The organism is Dehalococcoidia bacterium (genome assembly GCA_035310145.1).
In the GTDB taxonomy this organism is placed as follows: Bacteria; Chloroflexota; Dehalococcoidia; order CAUJGQ01; family CAUJGQ01; genus CALFMN01.
This window is the reverse complement of sequence record DATGEL010000043.1, coordinates 44,353-65,662: the sequence shown is the minus strand read 5'-3', so window position 1 is coordinate 65,662 and position 21,310 is coordinate 44,353. Positions and strand designations below refer to the sequence as shown.

Genomic DNA, 21,310 nt, shown 5'->3' with positions numbered 1-21,310 from the left:
TCAGGCTTCCGCCGGGAGCCGGGCGCGGCTTAGCAGAAGAGGTCGATCTCGCCGTTGAGGCCGGGGCGCGCCACCGGCGCCCGCCCCGTGCCGGGGCAGAGGCCCACCGTTGTGCTGAAGGGCACGCCTCCGAACACCGTCGGCGGCACGATGATCACCGGCACGAAGGGCACGCCGCCCAGCGCCGTGATCGCCACGGGGAAGACGTAGCCGGGGAACTGCGCCAGCACGAAGACCGGCACGCCGATCGCGGTGCTGATGAAGGCGGGCGTGAAGGCGTTGACACCGGCGATCGGCTGCACCGGCGACTGGATATCGAGCGCCGTGTAGGAGTCGGTCGCATCGGTGGTGTTGATCAGGTGCACGGCGTTGTAGATGCTGCGCGGCAGGTCGGGCAGCAGCACGCTCACCGGCGAGAGGGTGAGGCTGGCGTTGCCGAAGTCATCGGTGTTCAGCATGCCCTGCTGCACCAGCGTCAGCACCACGGGCGCCAGCGCCTTGGGCGCGATCTGCACCTGCTGCATGGCTGGCGGCAGGTTCCTGCCCGCGCAGGAGAAGTCGCCGCCCGTAAGCGGCAGGCAGGTGAAGATCGCGTAGCTCGCGTTCGGCTTCGCCCCGGCGAGGGAGATGCTGATATTGGCCTGCGGTCCGGTGATCGTCGTCGCGCCACCCGTGCCCTGGCCGCTGCCGTTGGCGAAGAAGGTGCCGCTGGCAAGCCACGCCAGCGCCGGCCGCGGCGCGCCTACCGCAAATCCGCCCACCAGCAGCGCCAGCAGCAAGGCGAGCGCAGCCAACGGGCGCGAAGGGCGGCGGCGCGGCGCAAACACGTTCACGGCAGTCTCCGTCAGCGGAAATGCTGTTCTGTGTAATCCCTTGCGGACTCCACGTCTGTTCAAGGATCGGCTACGGCGGGCCGGATAGCAAGGCCAGCGCCGCGATTCTGCCATAAACGCTGATCATAACGGCAGCCGCCCGGCGCCCCGCGCCCGCGCCAGCGCCGCCGTCAGTGCCGGCACGACCACGGCCCAGTCGCCCGTGATCGTGTAATCGGCCGTCTTCGCGATCGGCGCCCGCGGGCTGCTGTTGACCGCGACGATTGTGCCCGCCTTCAGCACGCCGACCATGTGGTTGAAGCTGCCGCTCACCCCCACGGCGAGATAGAGCGCGGGCGCGATCGCGCGCCCGGTGAGGCCGATCTGGCGCTGACGCGGCAGCCAGCCCAGGTCCGTGACCACGCGCGTGGCGCCGACCTCGGCGTGCAGTTCGGCCGCAAGCGCATGGATCGCCGGCAGGTGTTCCGGCCCGCCCACGCCGCGCCCTACGCCGACCACGATCGCCGCCACCGCCAACTCCGCCACGTTCGCCCGCGGGTCCGGCCGTGCTTCCAGCAGGCGGATGCCGAGCCGCGCCTCGGGCTGCCCCGCGTTCAGCGGCCGCGTGTGCACGGTCGGGTGCGGCAGCGGCTCGGGCACGGAGAGCAGGCCGGGCCGCACCGTCGCCATCGCCGGCGCCGTGGTGCTGTAGACGGGAGCGACGATGTTGCCGCCGAAGGCTGGCTTCAGCATCACCAGCCGGCCTTCGGCGTCCACGCGCAGGCCGATGCAATCGCCGGTGAGGCCGAGACCCAGCCGCGCCGCCACGCGGGGCGCCAGGTCGCGGCCGGCCGCGCTGGCGGGCAGCAGTACGGCGAAGGGGCGTGTCTGCCGAATCGTCAACTCCAGGCGGCCCGCGTGCTGCTCCAGGCCATCCAGGTCAAATGCGCCGTCACCGCCGACGCGCTGCACCAGGTCGGCGCCGTGGGCCGCCAGCCGCTCGTAGACCCGTTCATCGCCGCCGGGAACGGCCGCGACGGTGTGACCCTCGATCGCGTCGGCGATCTCGCCCGCAGCCCCGAGCAGCTCGAAGGCGGAGGGGCGCGGCCGGCCCGCGTGCAGCTCGATCCAGACCAACACCGCCTGGCCGCGCTCGGGCGGGCGCTGGCGGGCGCGCGGCCGCGCTTCGCCGGCGGTGCGCGCGAAGGCGCCGCGCTCAAGCAGCCTCTCGACCAGCTCCTCCGCCAGGGCGGCCGGATCGTCGCCAGAAAGCACCTCGCCCAGCCGCTGTGGCCGCTCCTCGTAGACCTCGCCCACCCAGGTCGGTGAGCCGGCCGCGCCGAAGCGCTCCGGCGGACCGAGGTCCGCGGCGCTGAGCGTGACGATCGCGTCCTGGTCGATCGCGTCGAGCTGCTCCTGCCGCGGCCAGACCTCCTCGCCGATCGCCTCGGAGACGGTGACGAGCGCCGGCAACGGGCACTGCACCAGGTCGATGCCGTCGTCCGTCTCGCGCTCGGCGGTGAGCGTGCGCGCCGCCTCGTCGATCTGCAGGGCGCGCACGCCGCTCAGGTGCGGAATGCCGAGCAGCTCGGCCACCTCCGGCCCCACCTGGCCCGTCTCCGAGTCGGTGGAGTGGCGGCCGCAGAGGATCAGGTCGTAGGCGCCGGGCTGCAGCGCCGCGGCCAGCGCCCGCGCCGTGGCCAGCGTGTCGGCACCGGCGAAGGCGCGGTCGTTGAGATGCAGGGCGCGGTCGGCGCCGAGCGCCAGCGCCTGCTCGAGGATCTCGCGCGCCTGCGGCGGCCCCATCGTGATCGCGGCGAGGCTGCCCCCGTACGCCGCGCGGTGGGCCGCGGCGAAGCCCAGGGCACGGTTTTCAAACGAATCCATCAGCCCGGCCACGCCCTCGCGCACCACGCGCCTGGTTTCCGGGTCGAAGCGGATGCGGGCGACGTTGGGAACCTGCTTCATGCAGACGGCGAGGGAAAGCGGCACGGCGGCGGCTCCGGCGCGAGATGCGCGGCTTGCGCTGCGAGTACGGCGCCCGGCAGGGCGTGGATCTGCCCCGCGCCCCCGGCTAGCTGTTCATGAAGACGCGCAGCTCGTCCACCATCAGCCGCGGCAGGAACTGCAAGGAGAGCAGGTTGTTGCCCGAGCGCCACTCCCAGCCGACGTGCGGCACACCCGGGTGCGGCGTGCCGGAGACGGCGCGGCCGATCAGGAACTTGCTGTTGGGCGGCTGGATCTCCGTGCCTGAGGGCGGATCGAGGAAGCCGCTGATCGCCACGTCAATGCCGGTGGCGCTCTGAATGCGGCGCACCAGCTCCGGCTCGTCGTCCAGTTCCTTATCCGTGGCGCAGATCTGCGGAAACTCGACCACGCCCGGCTCGCGCTCCAGCAAGAACACGGTGGTGTCGCCCGTGCGTGTGCTGATGATGAACAGGTGCAGGACGTGTTCGGTCTGGGTTTTGGGCATGGCGTCACACCCTTCGCGGCGGCCGGACCGGGCCAGGGCTATCGTAGCGTAGCGGCCGGGCACTGTCGCGCGCCCGGCGCCTCTCTGCCTCGCTCGGGCTCGGCTGCGCATTGCAGGTCTCCGACAGTTGCGCTGCGCTCTGGCCCGACGTGGGAAGGGTTGGTTTGAGGACGACCGGATCTCCTCGAACTCCACCCTTCCCGTATCAGGAAGGGAGACGCGCCTTCAGGCGCGGCGGGGTTAGGCGCGCGTGCCTGGTCCGCGACTGCTACACTCGCGGCGTCCCCGCGGGTCTCTGCCGGGGCCCTTGGCTCTTGTCATTTTTAAGGAGACGAGCGATGCGCTTGAGCCTGGCCTACGAGATGCAGCGGCCGCTGGTGGACGACCATGCCGTGATCGAGGAGACGATCGAGCAGGTCGTGCTCGCCGACGAGATGGGCTTCGACAGTGTCTGGTTCGTGGAGCACCACTTTCTCACCAGCTTCTCGATGTCGCCCTGCCCTGAGGTGATCTTCGGCGCCCTCAGCCGCCTGACCAGGCGCATTCGCCTCGGCTTCGGCGTGGTGATCCTGCCCTACCACCACCCGGTGCGCGTGGCCGAGCGCGTGGCGATGGTCGATCATCTCTCCGGCGGCCGCGTCGAGTTCGGCACCGGCCGCTCGGCGCCGTACGAGCAGATCGGCATGGGCATCGACCCGCGCAACACCCGCGCCATGTGGGAAGAGTCGCTGCGCATGATTCCGAAGATCTGGGAGGACGGGCCGTTCTCCTGGGAAGGCCAGTTCTGGAACGTGCCCCCGCGCGACGTGCGGCCCAAGCCGTACCAGAAGCCGCACCCGCGCATCTGGGTGGCGGCGCTGCAGCCTTCGACCTACCGGCTGGCGGCGGAGCTGGGCATCGGCGTGATGGCGCTGAGCGTGGCCGCGCCGTCCTATCTTGAGCCCTACATCAGGGAGTACAAGACGAACGTGCGCCGGGCGCAGCCGGTGGGCAAGTTCATCAACGACCAGTGGCTGAGCGCGACGATGGGCTTCTGCGGCGAAGACGATGCGGCGGCGCGCGAGCTGGCGGCGCGCTCGCTGCGCACCTTCTTCGGGCCGGACCGGCCCTATCTCAAGGACCAGATGCATCTCTACGCGCAGCTCGTCGAGTCCTGGGGCGGCGTGCCGGATCACCTGCAGGCGAACTTCGCCCGCTACATCAAGCAGGAGGAGAAGCAGGACGGGCAGGACAGGGCCGCGAGCGCGCCCGCGGTCGATCTCTCCGGCGGCTCCGGCCAGATCGCCGCGGCGCTCTGGAACCAGATCGACGCCGACACGCTGGTCGAGCGCGGCGTGCTGGTGGCCGGCGACCCGGAGAGCTGCCTGAAGAGCATCGCCATCCACGAAGCCGCGGGCGTGGACGAGCTGCAGTTCCTGATGGCGACGGAAACGGTGCCGCACGAGCAGGTGCTCTCGTCGATCGAGTTGTTCGGCAAGCACGTGATTCCCGCGCTGAAGCGGCTGCCGGCCACGCGGGGCTGAGCGGCGCCAGGGGCAGCCGGTGCTACGCCGAACGGCGCAGCGGCTCAGGCGAGCGCACCTGGCGAAAGCCGGCGAGGCGGCCGAAGAGGCCGCGGCGCCGCTCCGGCAGGGGATCGCTGTCCGGAATGAGCGATCGCACGATCTCGCGGATCGCACGCGAGGCCGGCGCGTTCGGCGCCTGCTTCACCGCGGGAACGCCCGTCTGCAGGCCGTATTGCAGCGCCTTGTCGTGGGGAATGCTGAAGGCGACGGGTATGCCAATGGCGCGGCTCAACTCTTCTGCCGTGGCGCCCTTCACGGCGCCGCGATGGTTCATCACCAGCTTCAGCTTCGCCAGTGGGAAGTTGAGATCGCGCAGCATGCTCACCACCGCGGTCATGTCCTTAACGCTGGTCAGATCCAGCGAGGTGACGCCCAACGCCACTGTTGCCAGATCGACGGCGGCCGCCACGGTGTAGGTGAACGCCTGCGGCGCATCGAGCACGACATAATCGAACGACTGCGCGAGCAGGCCGATCACCCGGCGCGTCGTCTCGGGCGTGGTCGCGTCCCACTCGCTTGCATCGCGCGAGGAGGGCAGCACCAGCAGACCGGAGGGATGCGGCGTCAGGTAGCGGGCGATCGTCGCGTAGGTGATGCTGCCGATCTCGCGCACCACATCGGCCACCGTGTGCTGCGCCGGCACGTCGAGCGTGAGCGCGACATCGCCGAAGCGGGCGCTGAGATCGACCAACGCCACGCGCGCGTGGGAGACCATCGCCAGGTCTACGGCCAGGTTGGTGGCGAGCGTCGTCTTGCCGCAGCCGCCCTTGGGACCGAAGACTGCGATCACTTTGCCGCCGGGCTGCGCGGAGATCGCATTCCCCTCGTCCCCCGCTTCGTCGCGTGTGCGCGTCGTGCTCGTGCGCCGCAGCGCCCCGGCCACGGCGTTGTAGAGCGGCTGGCCGGCGGCGGGCGCCGCCACCACGTCGCGCGCCCCGGCGATCATCGCGCGGCGCACGGCGGCGCCGTCGGTCTGGCTGGAGTAGACGATGACCGGGATCTCGGGCTGCGCCGCGGCCAGGGCGCGCAGCGTCTGCAGGCCGCGCTCCACCGGCGGCTCCAGGCCGAGCAGCACGGCGTCGGGCCAGCCGTCGCGGATCAGCAGCTCGCTCTCGACGCCGAACGTGCCCATCGCGCCCACGTTCAGGCCGCAGGCCAACGCGCTGCCTTCCATCGCTTCGCGGGCCACGGGATCGGCGTCGAGGATAACGACGACTGGCTGTTCTGCCGCGCTCATGAGTGGCTGCGCCTCCAGCTCCGTGCGGTTTCCGGCCGGCCAACGGGGAACGGCGCCCCGCCGGCGCCTGCTATACCCTGCCTATGCTGAGTATCGGCCGCTTGGCGCGGCGGCATAGCCCCGACGCCGCAGGCGCGATGCAGCGCCGTTACCGGCGGTTGAGCACGCGCGGTCGCCCGTGGCGAACCTCTGCAGGGGCCGAATTACCGCCGGTCAGTCGTACGCTTGCACGGCCGTAGCGATCGGCGCTGGCATCTGTACCGGCCGCGGCGCCACGCCACGGCTGAAGGCGCCTCGCCAGGGCAAGACGACCAGCGGATACGAGCGGCCATCCGGGTGGCGCAGCCAGCGCACGGCGCGGCTGCCCGGCGCGCCCGGCCGGCCGGCCACCTCGGCAACGTCCCGCACGCGCACGCCGTCGAAGCGCCAGCCGCCGTCGCCGGGCAGCGCCTCGCGGGCGCGGGGAACCTCGCCCGTTTGCTGGAACCGCGCCAGCGCCGGCAGCATCAGGCTCAGCGCCGCCTCCTGCTGGCTCAGCTCGACGGAGGTGTGGTCGCGTGCGCCACAGAGGGCCAGCACCGCGCCCAGCGCGCCGTACAGGCCGGCGATCGGGTCGGAGAAGTTGACGCCGGAGCGGTGCGGCTCGCCCGCCGCATCGGCGTACAGCCAGCCAAGCCCCGCCGCCTGCTCGATCGTGCTGCCGTAGCCGACGGCGCCCGCGTCTGGGCCGGAAAGCCCCTGCGCCGGCAAGGAGACGCTGACCAGCCGTGGGTTGATCGCCTGCAGCGCCGCCCGGCCGAGGCCGGCGCGATCGAGGCTGCCCGGCGTGAAGTTGTCGATCAGCACGTCCGCATCGCGCAGCAGCGTCTCGAAGGCGGCGCGGTCGGCGGGCGCCGTCAGATCCCAGGCGAAGGGCCGCTTGTTGCGGTCGTTGAGCACGGCGTAGAAGCCGCGGTCCCAGGCAGCGCCGGTGCTGAAGCTGCCGGCGCGCTGGCCCGCCCGCTCCAGCTTCGTCACCTCTGCCCCAAGATCGGCGAGCAGCCGCGCCGCCAGCGGCCCCGCCCAGATCGAGCTGATATCGAGCACGCGCACACCGCGTAACGGCCGTGCCCGCTCGCCTGCCACTGAGTGATGCATGTTCGCGCCGTGCGCGATGGCGGCGTGCTGGGGAGAGGGAGTAATGCGGGCGGGGAAGCGCGGCAGCCAGAGCCCGGCGTCCTGCTCGAAGGCGTCACGGGCATGCAGATGCGGGTCGGCCAGCAGCCTGTCGAGCGGACGCACCGGCGCGGCCGCGATGCGCTCGCGGCGCAATGCCGGTAGCAGCCGTGCCAGCGGCTGTGCGCCGAAGCCCGCGAGCAGCAGCGCGTGCAGCTCCTCGCCCGCGGCGGCGATGCCCCAGGCGAAGTCGTCGAAGCGCGCGTCGTGGATTTCCGGCAGGCCCAGCAGCGCGGCCAGCCGTTGCAACTGGCCGAGATCGCGCAGCGAGAGGGCCAGCTTGCCGTCCATGCAGGGATAGAGCCCCCAGCCGGCCAGACCCCACCAGTCGCCGCCGCGCCCGCGCACGTTGCCGTCCGCCGCGTAGCGCAGCCCGGCGACCTCGATCAGCGAGGCGACCACATCGGCCAGCGGCACCGTGATCGCGAGGCCGGAGCTGCCGCGCCAGCGAGCCGCCGCGAAGGCGAGCGCGGCGTGCAGCGCGCCGCACATGCCGGCCAGCGGTGCGCCCGGCGCCAGCGGCGGCCCGTCCGGCTCGCCCGTTATGCCGGCGAGGCCGCCCCAGGCCCAGGCCGCCGCGTCGTCGCCGTCCTCAAAGCCGGGCTCGTCGACGGCGATGAAGTGGGCCGCGAAGCGTTCGCCCCGCGGCCCGGCGAGCGCCAGCTCACCGCGGGCGCTCGCCTGTTCGCCGCCGGCCAGGCGCAGCGCCAGGGCGGCCGCACCGAGCGTCTCGCCCGCGGCATCCGATACGGAGGCGCCGGCGGCGTGCAGCAGCCAGCCGAGGAAGTACGCGGCCGGGCAGGGTGGATCGATCCGCGCCCGCCAGCCGGAGAACGCGCCGGCCATCGAACCTCCTCGGAACCTTTCGCAGGCGCGGCAGCCCTTACTCCCCATCCCCTCTCTCCCATACACGGGCGATGGGAGAGACGCGGCTGTTCAAGAGCGTATGGGAGAGAGGGGAGATCCTGCATCGGGCGATTCGCTCGATGTGCGGCATTCCGGCGCGCTGCTGATTGCGCCCCTGCACCCGATCGCGAACCGGCTGCCCGCGGAGCTTCCTCCCCATGGTCGCCCCTTCTCTCCCATACGCTCGTCGAACGCTGCGGATCTCCCAACTGCCTGGGTATGGGAGAGAAGGGGTTGGGAGTTATGAGGGCCGCTCTTTGAACTCGGCGATGAGCTCGATGCCGCCGACGATGTTGTCGTTGAACGCGGCCAGCTCGGCGTTGATCGCGTCGCGCAGCGCCAGGGCGGCGGCGCGGGCGGACGTGGCGGGATCTTCGCCCGCCTGCGCCGCGTAGAGCACGCCGCGCGAGGCGTTGACGAGGAAGCCCCATGGCCGGCCGTTGTCGGCGGCGCGGACACTGGCGGCCAGTTCGCCCTGCTGGGCGCCGACCCCCGGCACGAGGATCGGCAGCTCCGGGCAGCGCTCGCGCACCAGCGCCAGCTCGGCCGGGTAGGTCGCGCCGATGACGAGGCCGGCGTTGCCGCTGCTGTTCCAGCCGTTCACCCGCGCGGCCACGTGCAGGTAGAGCGGCTCCTCGCCGCCATCCGCGCCGCGCACGCGCAGGTCTTGCAGGTCGCGGGCGCCGGGATTGGAGGTGCGGCAGACGACGAACACGCCGCGCTCGGCCCGGCGGAAGAACGGCGCCAGCGAGTCTTCCCCCAGGTAGGGGTTGACCGTCACCGCGTCGGCGCCCCATTCGTCGAACAGGGCGCGGGCGTAGGCCTCGGCGGTGTTGGGCACGTCGCCGCGCTTGGCGTCGAGCAGCACGGGGATACCGTCCGGCACGGCGGCGATCGTCGCCTTCAGCGCCTCGAAACCGGCGCGGCCCAGCGCCTCGTAGAAGGCGATGTTCGGCTTGTAGCAACAGACCAGGTCGGCCGTGGCAGCGATGATCGCGCGGTTGAAGGCGCCGACGTCGCCGGCGATGCGCGCCGGGTCGGGGTCGAGGCCGACGCAGAGGCGGCTGCGGTTGCGCTGCGCCGCGGCGCCCAGCTTTTCCAGGAAGGTCAACGGCACGTCGCCCCTCCGCTCAAGAGTTTGACCCGCCGCAGCAGGCGCGTGGCGTCCGCGCTGCTGGAGTAGACAGTATCGCCTGGTGGTTCGCGATCGCTTGCCAGTTCCCGCTCGCACAGCACCCGCGCCGCCTGCCGGGCCACCGCCAACGCTGGCTCCAGCACGCGCACGTCCGGCCCGAGGCACTCCCGCACCAGCGGCCGCAGAAAGGCGAAGTGGGTGCAGCCCAGCGCCACGACATCGACGCCTGCCTCGCGCAGCGGCCGCACAGCCGCCAGCACGCGCGTCCGCGCCGCTGCCGAGTCCAACTCGCCGCGCTCCACCAGCTCGACCAGGCCCGGCGCGGGCACACAAATCACCTCGACGCAGCCGGCCACACGGCCGACGAGCGCCGCCAGCGCCTCACCCTGCACGGTGCCGTCGGTCGCCAGCACGCCCACGCGGCCGTTGCGGCTGGCGGCGCAGGCCGGCTTGATCGCCGGCTCGATGCCGACCACGGGCACGGGCAGCCGCATGCGCAGGGCCGGCAGGGCCGCGCTCGATGCCGTGTTGCAGGCGACGACCAGCAGCTTTGCGCCTTCCGCGACCAGGCGCTCGCCGGCAGCCAGCGCCAGTTCGCGCACCTCGTCCGCGGGACGCGGGCCGTAGGGAAAGTTTGCCTGGTCGGCGAAGTAGCGCAGATCCTCGCGCGGCAGCAGCGCCCGCAACGCCCAGAGCACGGCCAGCCCGCCCACGCCGGAGTCGAACACGCCGATGGGGCCGTCGTTGCTCACGCCTTCTACGATAGCATGGGCTGCTGCGGCGGCGGGACGGCGGGCGTCGCCGGCTGTGCGCTTATGTAGGGGCGTGCCGGCGATGGACCGCGGGCGCGGCTTCCGCTAGAACTGGCGTATGCGCATCCACACCTCTCTGCTGCCCGCGCTGCTCCAGCAGCCGGAGCGACACGTCTGTGTCGTGATCGACGTGCTGCGCGCGACCTCGACGCTGGCCACGCTGATCGCACGCGGCGCGAGCGAGGTCGCGGTCGTGGCGGAGATCGAGCAGGCCTTTGCCCTGCGCGCTGCGGTTTGCGAGCTGCCGCGCCTGCTCTGCGGCGAGGTGGGCGGTCTGCCGCCGCAAGGCTTCGACCACGGCAACTCGCCGGAGGAGTTCGCACGGCTGGAACTTGCCGGGCGGCGCGCCGTGCTCTTCACGAGCAACGGCACGAAGGCGCTGGTGCGCGTGGCGGCGGCGCCCGCGGTTTTCGCCGGCAGCCTGCTGAACGTCTCGGCCGTGCTGCAGGCGGCGCTGGCCGAGGCGCGTGCGGGCGGCCTCGACCTGGCGCTGGTTTGCTCGGGCACCGAGCTGGGCACGGCCTTCAGCCTGGAAGACACGTTTTGCGCCGGCGCACTGATCGCGGCCGCGCGCGAATCGCTGCCCGATGCGCCCCGACTGGATGACGCCGCGCAGATGGCGCTGCGCCTCTACGACTCCTTCGGCCGCGATGCCGAAGCCGCCTTCGCCGCGGCCGAGCACGGCCGTGCGCTCGCCGCGCTGGGCCTCGGCGCGGACCTGCGCTTCTGTGCGGAGATCGACCGCTACGCCGTGGCCCCACGCGTGCAGCGTCGCGGCGAGCTGCTCGTGGTGGTGTAGGCGCGGCGGGGTTAGCGCTTCGGCGCGTTGTGAAATCCGCCATGCGCGGCTATGATGCCCGCGCATCCCGCAGGCATGGCCGCGCCACGGCCGCGGTACACGGAGTTGTCAACGGAGTTCTCAGATGAAGCTCGGCATGTTCCTGATGCCCTCGCACCCGCCGGAACGCGACTTCAAAGAAGGCCAGGAGTACGACCTGCGCGTGCTGCGCACCGCGGACGAGCTGGGCTACAACGAGGCCTGGATCGGCGAGCACTTCACCTCGCCCTGGGAGCCGAACCCCTCGCCCGACGTGCTGATCGCCCAGGCGCTGCTGCAGACGAAGCAGATCAAGCTCGCGCCCGGCGCTCATCTCCTGCCCTACCACCACCCGGCCGAGCTGGCCTGCCGCGTCGCCTTCATGGATCACCTGGCGCGCGGCCGCTACATGCTCGGCGTCGGCGCCAGCGGCCTGCCCAGCGATTGGCAGCTCTTTGCCGTGGACGGCGCCGGCGGCAAGAACCGCGACATGACCCGCGAAGCGCTCGACATCATGCTCAAGATGTGGGAGACGGACGGCGGGCTGGACTACGAGGGCCAGTTCTGGCACGTGAACGTGCCGGAGCCGATGCTGCGCACGCTGAAGCACCACATCAAGCCGTACCAGAAGCCGCACCCGCCGATCGGCGTCGCCGGCTTCAGCCCCGGCTCGGACACGCTCAAGCTGGCGGGCGAGCGCGGCTTCATCCCACTCAGCCTCAACCTCAGCCCCGGCTACGTCGCCTCGCACTGGGATTCCGTGGTGGAGGGCGGCAAGCGCACCGGCCGCGTGCCCGACCGGCGCGAGTGGCGCATCGTGCGCGAGATCTTCGTCGCCGACACCGACGAGCAGGCCTACGAGCAGTGCGTGCACGGCGACATGGGCCGCATGATGCGCGAGTACCTGCTGCCGCTCTTCCAGGACTTCGACTTCATCAAGTACCTGAAGGACGACCCGAACCTCCCCGACGCGCAGGTGACACCGGAGTATCTCTGGAACCACGGCTGGCTCGTGGGCTCGGTGAAGACCGTGTCGGAGAAGCTGGAGCAGATGTACAAGGACCTGGGCGGCTTCGGCACGCTGCTGCTCTTCGTCTTCGACTACGCCGACCACCCCGAGCCGTGGTTCAAGTCGATGCGGCTCCTGGCTGAGGAAGTGCTGCCGCAGTTCAAGGACCTTGAGCCCGCGCCGCCCGTGGCCGCCGGCGCCGCGGACTGAGCGGCGCGGCGCCCGCCTGTGATGCGTGGTTGGGGCTGCCGCGCACTCGCCGACGCGGCGCCCGCTCCGGGGCATCCAGCCCTGGTTTCGCACGCGAAACCTGTCCCTTTCCGACACGGGAAGGGACTCCTGGAGCGGTCCAAACGGTGTGCGAGGGGAACGGGGCGACGTTGCTACCCGTGGCGGCGCACCGCAGGCGCCCTTCCCGGGAAAGCCCCGACATACGGCCGCGATACCCGATGCGGGCGCCACGGTTGGTTGTGGCGGCGCTCCGGCGCTACGCCGTTCCGGTGAGCGCGGCCACGATCGCATCGAGCACGCCCTCAGCCTTGTGGCGCACGGCTTCACGGCCGGCGTTGGCGATCGGCGCGGGCACGGAGAGCGAGCGCAGATCGGGGCGGCCATAGGCGCGGGCGTGGGTGACGGCCGAGTTCATGAAGGTGTGCGTGTGCAGCGCCACCGCGGGCACGCCGCGGTCTTCCAGTTCCACCACGTCGTGCATACTGCACGACACGCAGGAGCCTCAATCGCCCACGGCGGTGACGACGAAGTCGCAGCGCTCGGTCAGGTGCTCGATCTCGGCGGGTGTGGCCTCGCGCGAGTAGATGAACTTGTGTACCCAGCTCTCGCCGGATAGATCGAAACGCTCGGCCAAGAGCGCCCGCACCTCTTCCAGCAGCACGTCGGCGTTCGCCTTGTGGTTGTCCAAGAAGCCGGCGCGCTTGCCGTTGAGTGTGCTCAGCCGCGGTGCCGCGCGGTGCTCACGCGGCTTCGGCCGGTCGGTCGGGTCCACCAGGCCGAGCGCCAGCAGGCGCTCGGCGGCCTCACCCCCTGGCCCCCTCTCCAGAAACTGGAGAGGGGGAAGCTGTGGGAGGGTTTTGTTGAGTTCAGGCTGCACCGTCAACCCTGTGTCCTCCGCCCTCTATTTCCTGTTTCCTGCCCCTCGCGTCACGGAGCGGGTGCCCCAGCCGGGAATGTAGAGCGAATGCCGGCCGGGGCCGCCGGCGACGATCACGATCAGGTCGTCGGGGCGGCGGGCGACGGGCACGCGCGTCTCGTCGTTCGCCTGGTCGAGCCAGCGCGGCCACGGGTTCATCTGCGTGCGGGCGCCGTGCAGGCCGCCCCGCTTCAGGTCGCCCAGGCGCACACGGGCCGTGTCGAAGAGGAAGTCGCGTACGTCGCGCTTGCGCCAGCCTGCTTCCGCGCAGACGCGCGCGTGCTCCGGCGAGAGCACGACCATGCTCTCGCTCATCAGGTAGGGGTGGTTTGAGCCGAGGTTAGCCATCATCGAGGCGATCGTGCGCAGCAGGTCATGCGGGTTGTCCGCCGTCTGGTTGTTGATATTGTGCGGCGCTTCGGCGCCGTAGACGGTGACGGCGCTCTGATCCGCCGCAAAGCCGCGCTCGACGTGCAGTGGCTCCCAGGGGCTTTCTTCCTCGTTCTCGCCGATGCAGTACGTGTACTTGCCGGGATGGCCGAAGGTCGCCTTGTCGGCATCGCCGGGCACGGCGCCGCCGAGGTTGACCAGCGCCAGCTTCACGGCGCGGCCGATCGTGGCGTTCGCCCGCCAGCCCTGGCCGAAGGCGTTCGCCCCGCAGTTGATGCCAAGCTCGCGGCGGATGGGGCCGTGGAAGATCAGCAGCGGCGTGCTCAGGTGCGTCGAGCACTGCATGCCGCGCAGGTTGAAGCGGTCGTCCTGCATCGCCTCCAGCGCCGCCAGTACGGCGGGCATGTGCTCGGGCAAGCAGCCGGCCATCACGGCGTTGGCGGCGATCTTCTCCACGGTGCCGCGCCCGCCCAGCGGCGGCACGATCAGCACCAGCTCGTCCGCCGCCCGGCCGCTGGCCGCGACGAAGCGATCGACCAGCGCCCGCGCCGGCGGCACCACGGGCAGCCCGTCCGTCCAGCCCGCCGCGTAGATCAGCTCCGTCAGCTCGCCGATCGACAGCACGGCCGGCGCCTCGCCTTGCGTCACGCGCGCACCTCCGCGGGAGGCCAGTGTAGCATCTGAGGGATCAGGGATTAGGGGTTAGGGGTTAGGGGTCAGGGAATAGGGGTTCGGCGCCGCGAGCGCGGCCGCTGCGGCGGCGCGCGGCAGCCAGATGTGCACGGTGGCGCCGCCGCCTGGCGTCTCGCCGATCGCGATCGTGCCGCCGGCCGCGGTCACCAGCTCGCGTGTGAGGGCGAGACCAAGGCCATGGCCGTCGGCGCCGGCAGTGTTGAGCCGGTAGAACGGCAGGAACACGCGTTCCCGTTCCTCCGGCGGAATGCTGAGGCCGTCATCAACCACCTGAACCGCCATGCCGCGCTCGTCGTCCGCGGCGCGGACGCGGACGGTCGTGCCTGGCGGTGAGTGCTGCAGCGCGTTGCTCACGAGATTGATCAGGACCGCACGCAGCGCCGCGCGGTCCGCGCGGACGGGCGAGCGCGCGCCGCTCCCGATCAGCAGTGCGCTGCGGCGTTCCGCGGCGATCGGCTGCATCGCCCGTTCAACGTCGGCCAGCACCTCGCGCAGGTCGATCGGTTGCGGTGCGGACGGGGGCGCCCCCCGCGCCAGTTGCAGAAGGTGCTCGATCAGCACGGTCATGCCGTCGACCTCTTCGCCAACCTCCTCCAGCACGGCGCGGTAGTCGGCGGCCGGGCGCTCACGCGAGAGCGCCACGTCGATGCTGCCGCGCATCACGGTGAGCGGCGTGCGCAGCTCGTGCGAGGCGTCGGCGGTGAAGCGGCGCTGACGCGCCATCGCGTCGGAGATCAGGCGCAGCGTTCGGCCGGCCAGCAGATAGGCGCCGGCCGACCCGAGCACCAGCAGGCCGGCGTTGCCCAGAAGCAGATAGATGCGCAGCTCGCCCAGGACGAAGTTCGCCGTCTCGCGCTCGGTGGCGCGTTTGCTCGCCGGCTCGTGCCGCTCGTGGTGATGGCCGGGCAGCCGCGCCGCCAGGATGCCGTAGACTACCGCGCTGAAGCCCACCACGACCAGCATCAGCGTGAGCACGTACCAGGCGGTGGGCTGCAGGCGCGCCCGGCGGAACAGCGGCCGGTCGGCGCCGGCAGGCGGCGGACGCCACGGCGGCAGCAGCCCGCGCAGCCGCATCATCCCGCGACCTTGTAGCCGACGCCGCGAATCGTCTCGATCAGCGGCTGCTCGCGCGTGTCGCCGAGCTTCTGCCGCAACGAGCGGATGTGCACGTCGATCACGTTGGATTCGCTGGCGAAGTCGTAGCCCCGGACGTGCTCGGCGATCGGCGCGCGGCAGGCGACGCGGCCCGGCTGCTGCATCAGGAATTCGAGGATGGCGAACTCTTTCAGCGAGAGCGGCGCCGGTACACCGCCGCGGCGCACCTCGTGACGCACCGGGTCGAGCACGAGGTCACGCACGCGCAGCTCGTTCGTCGGCCGGTCGCCGGCGCGGCGCAGCAGGGCGCCAGGCCGTCGTGCCCCGGCAGCACGACGTCGAGCACGATCACGTCGTAGCTTCCCCCCTCCGCGAACGCCAGCCCTTCCTCGCCATCGTAGGCGACATCGACGGCGAACCCCTCTTCGGCCAACCCCCGCTCCAGAAAGCGGGCGATCCGCCGATGATCTTCCACCACGAGCGCACGCATGGCGCAGCCTCTCACGGCAACCGACAACAGGATACAGGGGGGAGCATGAAAACGAGATGAAGGCCCGGGCGCGTCGCTCGACAGACGCGCGGCGCCTTCGACCCGACGATCGGCCGGCGGCAAGAAGCCCGCGGCTTCAACCGCGAATCCATCTCCGGCAGCGTCACGGTGCCCGGGGAAGCGGAAGACGATGCCCCGCGCGAGCTACCGCGACGTGGAGTTGAACGCGGCAGCCGGCACGATCAGGCTGCGCCGGCCGCTGCTGCTCGACCTCGGCGCCGTGGCCAAGGGGCTGGCGATCGACCTCGCCGCGCGCGAGCTGCGATCGTTCGCGCGCTTCTCGGTGGAAGCGGGCGGCGACCTCTTCGCCGGCGGCGCCGGCTGCATGCCGCCCCGGCAGATCGGCGGCGGGCGCGGTCCTGCTTCCTCCCGTGTTTGCCCTCGTATACTGAGGCGGCCGCGGCCGGCCCGCGTGACCGCCGCGCGGCCGGGCGCCACGCGAGTGCGGCGGGCAGAGCCGGGAGGTGAGGATGGCGCCGACCAATGTTGTCGTGATCGCCGCGGTCTCGGACGCGGCGTTGAACCAGATCGCCGGGGTGGCTGCGGACGTCGCCGCGATCGATGCGCGCGGCTGGTTCGACGGCGAGGCGCGCGCGGGCTCGCCGGCCTGGCACGACCGCGGGCATGGCCGCGCTGAGCATCCGGCCAACTCCCGAGACGCGCGCGACCGGCTGCTCGCCACGGCGGAGGTCATCCTTGTGAGCTTCCCCGTGCCGCTGGATCTGCGGGCGCGCTCGCCGCGGCTGCGCTGGGTGCACCAGACGCCGGCAGGGGCGAGCAACCTGCTGCGCACCGACCTCTGGGGCAGCGACGTGGTCGTGACCACCTCCCGCGGCCAGGCCGACACGCGCCAGCCCTACGCGGAGTACGCGCTCGGCAGCCTGCTGCACTTCGCCCGGGGCCTTGCGCAGGCCCATCTCGACCAGGTGCGGCACGAGTTCGCGCCCCGCAGCTACGCGCCGCTGCTGCTCCAGGACAAAACGGTCTGCATCGTGGGCGCAGGCGGGATTGGCCAGGCGGTGGGGCGGCTGTGCGCGGCTGCCGGCATGCGGGTGGTGGGCACGCGGCGCAGCGTGACGCCGGGCGAAGCGCTGCCGGCGGGATTCAGCCGGTTGGAGCCGGCTGGCCGCCTGCTGGAGTTGCTCGCGGAGAGCGACGCGGTGGTGGTGTGCTGCCAGTGGACGCAGGAGACGACCAACCTGATCGGCGCGGCCGCGTTTGCGGCCATGAAGCCCGGCGCGATCCTCGTCAACGTGGCGCGCGGGGAGATCATCGACGAGGAGGCGCTGATCGCCGCACTCGCTGAGGGGAAGCTCCGCGGCGCGGCGCTCGACGTCTACGTCGGCGAGTTCAGCGGGCCGCCGGACCGGCGCCTGTGGGACGACCCGCGGGTCTTGATCACGCCGCACATCTCCGGGGGCAGCGATGCTCCGCAGTCGCGTCCCGTCGACCTCTTCTGCGACAACCTGCGCGCCTACCTGGCCGGCCGTCCGCTGGTCAACGCGATCGAGTGGGAGCGGGGCTACTGAGGCGTGGCCGGCGCTGCCAGATGCGGAGCCGGCGGGGTATCTCCGCATCTGGCAGCTTGTGCGATCCGTGTGCCGGCTGCCCGGCCGGCTTACGACGCGAAGTGGTCGTCGTAGGCGTAGGTGCCGCCGACGACCGGCGTCGTGTGCGTCACCTGGAAGCTGCCGCCGCCGTGCAAACCGGCCAGCCCGCCGCTGCCGCTCTGGAACGTCAGGCGCGAGTTCAGGCGGCTGCCCGCGGCGGAGAACGAAAAGGTCGCCGTGTAGTCGCCCGTGCGGCCGCCGATCGTGCAGCCGGCGCAGGTTTCGATGCCCTGCGCGTTCAATGAGCCGTCGGCATGCACGACCAGCCTGTAGGTATCGACAGCGATGCCGGTCAGGCCGCCGACGTAGGCCGGCGACTCGACCACGTCGAAGAACTGGTTGCCGTCGGCTGTTCCGATCAGCGTCCGTGTGCGAAAGAGCAGGCTCCACGTGCCGGCGGCCGTGGGTTGGTCGGCCCGCGCCGAGCCGGCGACGCCGGGGCCCAGGGCGGTGGCTAGCGCCAGGCTGAGCAGCAATAGGCGGCGGCGCGGATACTGCGAGGTCATGACAGGCTTCCTTTCATGCATGCCGGCCGCCGCGGGGGCGGGCGTACCGGCGTCATGCCGGCATCGTGCCGCGCGGCGCCCGAGCTGCCATCACGGAAGCCCTGTATTTCCGCGCACGAGCGGCGGCGGTGTCGGAGGAAGCGAATACCGGAGAACCTGCAGTGGTTACCGAGGCGGCAGAGCCGCGAGGCCGTGGGCGTGCGCGTAGCTCGTGGCCTCGGCGCGGTTGCGGGCGCCGATCTTGGCGTAGAGGTTGCTGATGTGCCGCTCGACCGTGCCCTCGGCGATGGTCAGCGCCCCGACGATCTCCCGGTTGGTGCTGCCGGAGGCGATCAGGCGCAGCACCTCGACTTCGCGCGCGGAGAGACCGCCGGGGTAGGCGGCGCGGCCGCGCGCGGCCCCCGGCTCCGCCGCCAGCAGCGCCCGCGTCGCCGTCGCAGCCCGTGCGAGGCCCAGCGCTTCGTACAGCGCCAGCGCTTCTTCCAGTTCGGCACGGGCCCCGCTCGACGCATCCTCGCCGCCGGCGGCGCGCAGCAGCACGGCGTATTCGCGCAGGCTGTGGGCGAGCTGCACACGGGCGCCGAGACCGCGATTCAGCGCCACGGCGGCGGCGTAGTGCGCCAGCGCATCGTCCTTCCTGCCGAGCAGGGCGGCGAGCATGCCCCGATAACGGTCCGCCGCGCCGAAGCAGATACAAGTATTCGGACCGATGACGATGCAGTGGCCGGCGTAGGTTTCAAGATAGTGGTAAAGCGGCAGGGCGCGGCGGGTATCGCCCAGGGCCACGCAGACTTCCGGCAACAGCGCCAGGCAGAGCAGCCAGTTCCAGCCGGCGGGGCCGGGAATCTCGCCGAAGTCGTTGACCGCCAGGCCGTCCAGCTCGCGGTGCGCGTCGGACAGCCGCCCCGCCCTGGCGTACAGCCAGGCCAGCCGGGCGCGCCAGTGCGACGCCCATGGATCTCGCCGGGCGCGGGCGATCAGCTCCGCCTCGGTCTGCGCCAGCAGCTCCGCCTCGCGCTCCTGATCGCAGAGCAGCGCCGCGCGTTGCAGGTCGTGCCAGAACCACGCCAGCGGCTGCCGCGCCCGCTCTCCCAGGGCGAGGGCCTCCGCGAGCAGGCCGTACGCATCGCTGAAGTGCCCTTCCAGCATCGCCCACATCGCCGTGACCAGCGCCACGTTGTACTGATAGATCGGCTCGCGCAGCTGCTCCGCCTGCGTCTGGTCGAAGGCCAGCGCTCGCCGCGCCTCGACGCGATCACCCAACCGCACCAACAGTTGCTGCTTCCAGAGGAAGCCGAGGGCCGTCCACTGGCGCTCGCCGGCCGCCTCGTTCAACTCCAGCAGCTCCATCACCGTGGTACGCCATCGCGGTGACGAGGGCTGCGGCACGATCCAGGCCAGCGACGCCGCCAGCATCGTTGCCGGATCGCCGAGGCGCCGCGCCATCGCCAGCGCCTCGTCCAGCAGCGCCCGCCGGCGCTCCTGCCGCGAGATCGTGGTTTGCAGCGATTGCGCGACCCGGCTGAGCAGCCTGACACGCAGGCTGCTGTCGTGTGCCGGCAAGAGGCGCAGCGCCGTCTCCAGCAGCTCATGGCCGACCATGCCTGTGCCGGGATAGCGGGCGCGGCTCAGGGCCGCTTCCGCCACCACCTCCGGCAACTCCGCCGCCAGCGCCAGCTCCGCCGCTTGTTGAAGGGTCTCCCATGAGGCCTGCAATGCGCCCGCTCGCGCCTGCGCCTCCCCCAGCGCCAGCAGCAACCGGGCGCGTTGCTCGATCGCTTCGGGCGGAAGCAGCTCAAGCACGATCTGCCACTGCTCGGCGGCGGCGGCCCAGGCGAAGGTGCGGGTCGCGGCCGCCGCGGCCAACCGTGCATAACTCGCCGTTCTACCGGCGTCGGCGCCCCTTCCGGCGAGATGATAGTGCCGCGCCAGCTCCGCCGCGCGCTGCGCAGCCGCCTCGGGATAGCGCCGTTCAATCGTCTCAGCCGCGCGCAGGTGGAGTTGCTGCCGCCGCGGCAGGGCGGTCTCCGCAAGCACGGTCTGCCGGATCAACGCGTGCGCGAACGCGTAGCCCCTATCCGGTTCGGGCTGCTCGCGCAGCAGCCCGGCGGCCACCGTGTCCTCCAAAGCGCCCGCCAATTCCGCGGGCGTCGCGTCGCGCACCGCGGCCAGCAGATCGAAGGGGAAGACGTCGCCCAGGATCGCCGCCGCCTGCAACAGCGCGTTGCCCGCCTCCCCCAGGCGCGCGAGGCGGCTGCCGATCACCTGGCGCACCCCCTCCGGCACGGCCCAGCCGGCCGCCGCTGCATCCGCGGCGGCGAGGTCGATCCCCTCTTCTTGCAGGTTGCGGATCATCTCGGTGACGAAGAAGGGGTTGCCCTCGGTCTCAGCGTGGACGCGGCCGGCCACCGGCGCCGCGGCCGGCGTACCGATGAGCGCCGCGATCAGCTCGCCCGTCGCCGCCGGCGGCAACGGGCGCAGGTGCAGCCGCTCCACGTTCGGCTGGCGGGCCAGGTCGGCCAGCACGCCCTGCAGCGGCTGGCCCGGCCGCGGCGCCACGGTGCGGTAACTCGCCGCCAGCAGCAGCGGCAGCTCCGGCAGGCGACGCACGACGTGTTGCAGCAAGGCGAGCGAGGCGGCGTCGGCCCAGTGCACATCCTCGAGCAGGAGCAGCAGCCCGCCCGCCGCCGCCCGCGCCGCCGCCGCCAGCAGGTCCGCCACCGCCTCGAACAGGCGGTAGCGGTCCAGCTCCGGCGACTCCATGCGGCCGGCGGGTAAGTCGGGGGAGCGATCGTGCAGCTCCGGCAGCAGCAGTGCCAGTTGCGCCAGCCCCTCGCGCGGCAACGCGGGCACGGCGCCGGGGTCGCAGGCGCGTACATAACCGCGCAGCGCCTCGATGAAGGGCAGATAGGGCGGCAGCCCTTCGCCGTCGTAGGCGTGGCCGGTGAGAACTACCGTGCCGGCGGCACGCGCATGGCCGGCAAGTTCCGTGAGCAGGCGCGTCTTGCCAATGCCGGGCTCGCCGGCCAGCAGCGTAACGCCTCCGCGGCCGGCATGCGCCTCGGCCAGACAGGCACGCAGCGCCGCCAGCTCCTGCTGCCGCCCGACAAACGGCGCCTGCCGCCGGGGTCCAGGCATATCGGACCACGCCACACCGCGTGCAGCGCAGTATACGCCCGCGACAGAGTCCCCGCATTCGATCGGCATCTGTCCAACCGGCGAGCACCGGCGCACCCCGCGCCCAGCGACCCTCGCCCATGTCGATCAACGTCGCGGCCGCGACAATTCGCGCACTCCTCCCGGTGCTCTGAGCGAGGAAGAAGGAGATAGGAACGAGG

Annotated in this window: 19 protein-coding genes; 4 read left to right on the top strand and 15 right to left on the bottom strand. The window is 71.9% G+C overall.

From position 1 onward, the window contains the following. Positions 1-29: 29 nt before the first annotated feature. The 3 genes from VKV26_08805 to VKV26_08795 form a co-directional block, all read right to left on the bottom strand. Positions 30-833: a hypothetical protein gene (locus tag VKV26_08805; GenBank protein ID HLZ69991.1), complete on the bottom strand. Its 804-nt coding sequence runs from the start codon at positions 831-833 to the stop codon at positions 30-32. Positions 834-956: 123 nt separating this feature from the next. Beyond that, positions 957-2,804, bottom strand: coding sequence for an FAD-binding protein (locus tag VKV26_08800; GenBank protein HLZ69990.1), 1,848 nt, complete (start codon positions 2,802-2,804; stop codon positions 957-959). A gap of 82 nt (positions 2,805-2,886) precedes the next feature. Continuing rightward, positions 2,887-3,285, bottom strand: a complete 399-nt coding sequence (locus VKV26_08795) for a hypothetical protein (protein HLZ69989.1) — start codon at positions 3,283-3,285, stop codon at positions 2,887-2,889. A 338-nt stretch (positions 3,286-3,623) separates the two neighbouring features. Here VKV26_08795 and VKV26_08790 point away from each other — a divergent pair, with 338 nt between their 5' ends. Next, a complete protein-coding gene (locus VKV26_08790) occupies positions 3,624-4,808 on the top strand; it encodes an LLM class flavin-dependent oxidoreductase (GenBank protein ID HLZ69988.1) in 1,185 nt (394 codons plus the stop codon). Positions 4,809-4,830: 22 nt separating this feature from the next. Here VKV26_08790 and VKV26_08785 read toward each other — a convergent pair whose 3' ends face one another. The 4 genes from VKV26_08785 to murI form a co-directional block, all read right to left on the bottom strand. Then, on the bottom strand, positions 4,831-6,087 hold the full coding sequence (locus tag VKV26_08785) for an AAA family ATPase (GenBank protein ID HLZ69987.1): 1,257 nt from the start codon (positions 6,085-6,087) through the stop codon (positions 4,831-4,833). Between the two features lie 213 nt (positions 6,088-6,300). Further along, positions 6,301-8,148, bottom strand: a complete 1,848-nt coding sequence (locus VKV26_08780; protein HLZ69986.1) for a CoA transferase — start codon at positions 8,146-8,148, stop codon at positions 6,301-6,303. 301 nt (positions 8,149-8,449) lie between these two features. After that, positions 8,450-9,319 carry an orotidine-5'-phosphate decarboxylase gene (gene pyrF / locus VKV26_08775; GenBank protein HLZ69985.1) on the bottom strand — a complete coding sequence of 290 codons (870 nt, stop codon included), beginning with the start codon at positions 9,317-9,319 and terminating at the stop codon, positions 8,450-8,452. Continuing rightward, complete coding sequence (gene murI / locus VKV26_08770; protein HLZ69984.1) at positions 9,316-10,095, bottom strand: glutamate racemase; 780 nt, start codon at positions 10,093-10,095, stop codon at positions 9,316-9,318. The genes pyrF and murI overlap by 4 nt, the downstream gene beginning before the upstream one ends. 118 nt (positions 10,096-10,213) lie before the next feature. On the opposite strand from murI, the gene VKV26_08765 reads away from it, so the two are divergent. Then, entirely contained in the window at positions 10,214-10,954 is a 741-nt protein-coding gene (locus VKV26_08765; GenBank protein ID HLZ69983.1) for a 2-phosphosulfolactate phosphatase, read from the top strand. Positions 10,955-11,078: 124 nt separating this feature from the next. Beyond that, positions 11,079-12,191: an LLM class flavin-dependent oxidoreductase gene (locus tag VKV26_08760; protein HLZ69982.1), complete on the top strand. Its 1,113-nt coding sequence runs from the start codon at positions 11,079-11,081 to the stop codon at positions 12,189-12,191. A gap of 277 nt (positions 12,192-12,468) precedes the next feature. Here VKV26_08760 and VKV26_08755 read toward each other — a convergent pair whose 3' ends face one another. From VKV26_08755 to VKV26_08730, 6 genes are read right to left on the bottom strand one after another with little or no spacing between them, the layout of a single operon-like run. Further along, the gene (locus VKV26_08755) at positions 12,469-12,705 is read right to left on the bottom strand and encodes a hypothetical protein (protein HLZ69981.1); all 237 of its coding nucleotides are present in this window, start codon (positions 12,703-12,705) and stop codon (positions 12,469-12,471) included. Positions 12,706-12,714: 9 nt separating this feature from the next. Continuing rightward, positions 12,715-13,095 (bottom strand): hypothetical protein, encoded by a 381-nt coding sequence (locus tag VKV26_08750; protein ID HLZ69980.1) that lies wholly within the window; start codon positions 13,093-13,095, stop codon positions 12,715-12,717. Positions 13,096-13,113: 18 nt separating this feature from the next. Continuing rightward, positions 13,114-14,166, bottom strand: a complete 1,053-nt coding sequence (locus VKV26_08745; protein ID HLZ69979.1) for a hypothetical protein — start codon at positions 14,164-14,166, stop codon at positions 13,114-13,116. Between the two features lie 54 nt (positions 14,167-14,220). Beyond that, complete coding sequence (locus VKV26_08740) at positions 14,221-15,288, bottom strand: HAMP domain-containing sensor histidine kinase (protein HLZ69978.1); 1,068 nt, start codon at positions 15,286-15,288, stop codon at positions 14,221-14,223. Continuing rightward, positions 15,285-15,569: a winged helix-turn-helix domain-containing protein gene (locus tag VKV26_08735; protein ID HLZ69977.1), complete on the bottom strand. Its 285-nt coding sequence runs from the start codon at positions 15,567-15,569 to the stop codon at positions 15,285-15,287. The genes VKV26_08740 and VKV26_08735 overlap by 4 nt, the downstream gene beginning before the upstream one ends. Then, entirely contained in the window at positions 15,497-15,796 is a 300-nt protein-coding gene (locus tag VKV26_08730; protein HLZ69976.1) for a response regulator, read from the bottom strand. Before VKV26_08730 ends, VKV26_08735 begins: the two co-directional genes overlap by 73 nt. A gap of 530 nt (positions 15,797-16,326) precedes the next feature. On the opposite strand from VKV26_08730, the gene VKV26_08725 reads away from it, so the two are divergent. After that, positions 16,327-17,385, top strand: a complete 1,059-nt coding sequence (locus VKV26_08725) for a D-2-hydroxyacid dehydrogenase (protein HLZ69975.1) — start codon at positions 16,327-16,329, stop codon at positions 17,383-17,385. Positions 17,386-17,474: 89 nt separating this feature from the next. Here the strand turns inward: VKV26_08725 and VKV26_08720 are convergent, their stop codons facing one another. Continuing rightward, complete coding sequence (locus VKV26_08720) at positions 17,475-17,972, bottom strand: DUF3224 domain-containing protein (GenBank protein HLZ69974.1); 498 nt, start codon at positions 17,970-17,972, stop codon at positions 17,475-17,477. A gap of 165 nt (positions 17,973-18,137) precedes the next feature. Continuing rightward, a complete protein-coding gene (locus tag VKV26_08715) occupies positions 18,138-21,110 on the bottom strand; it encodes an AAA family ATPase (protein ID HLZ69973.1) in 2,973 nt (990 codons plus the stop codon). Positions 21,111-21,310 lie beyond the last annotated feature (200 nt).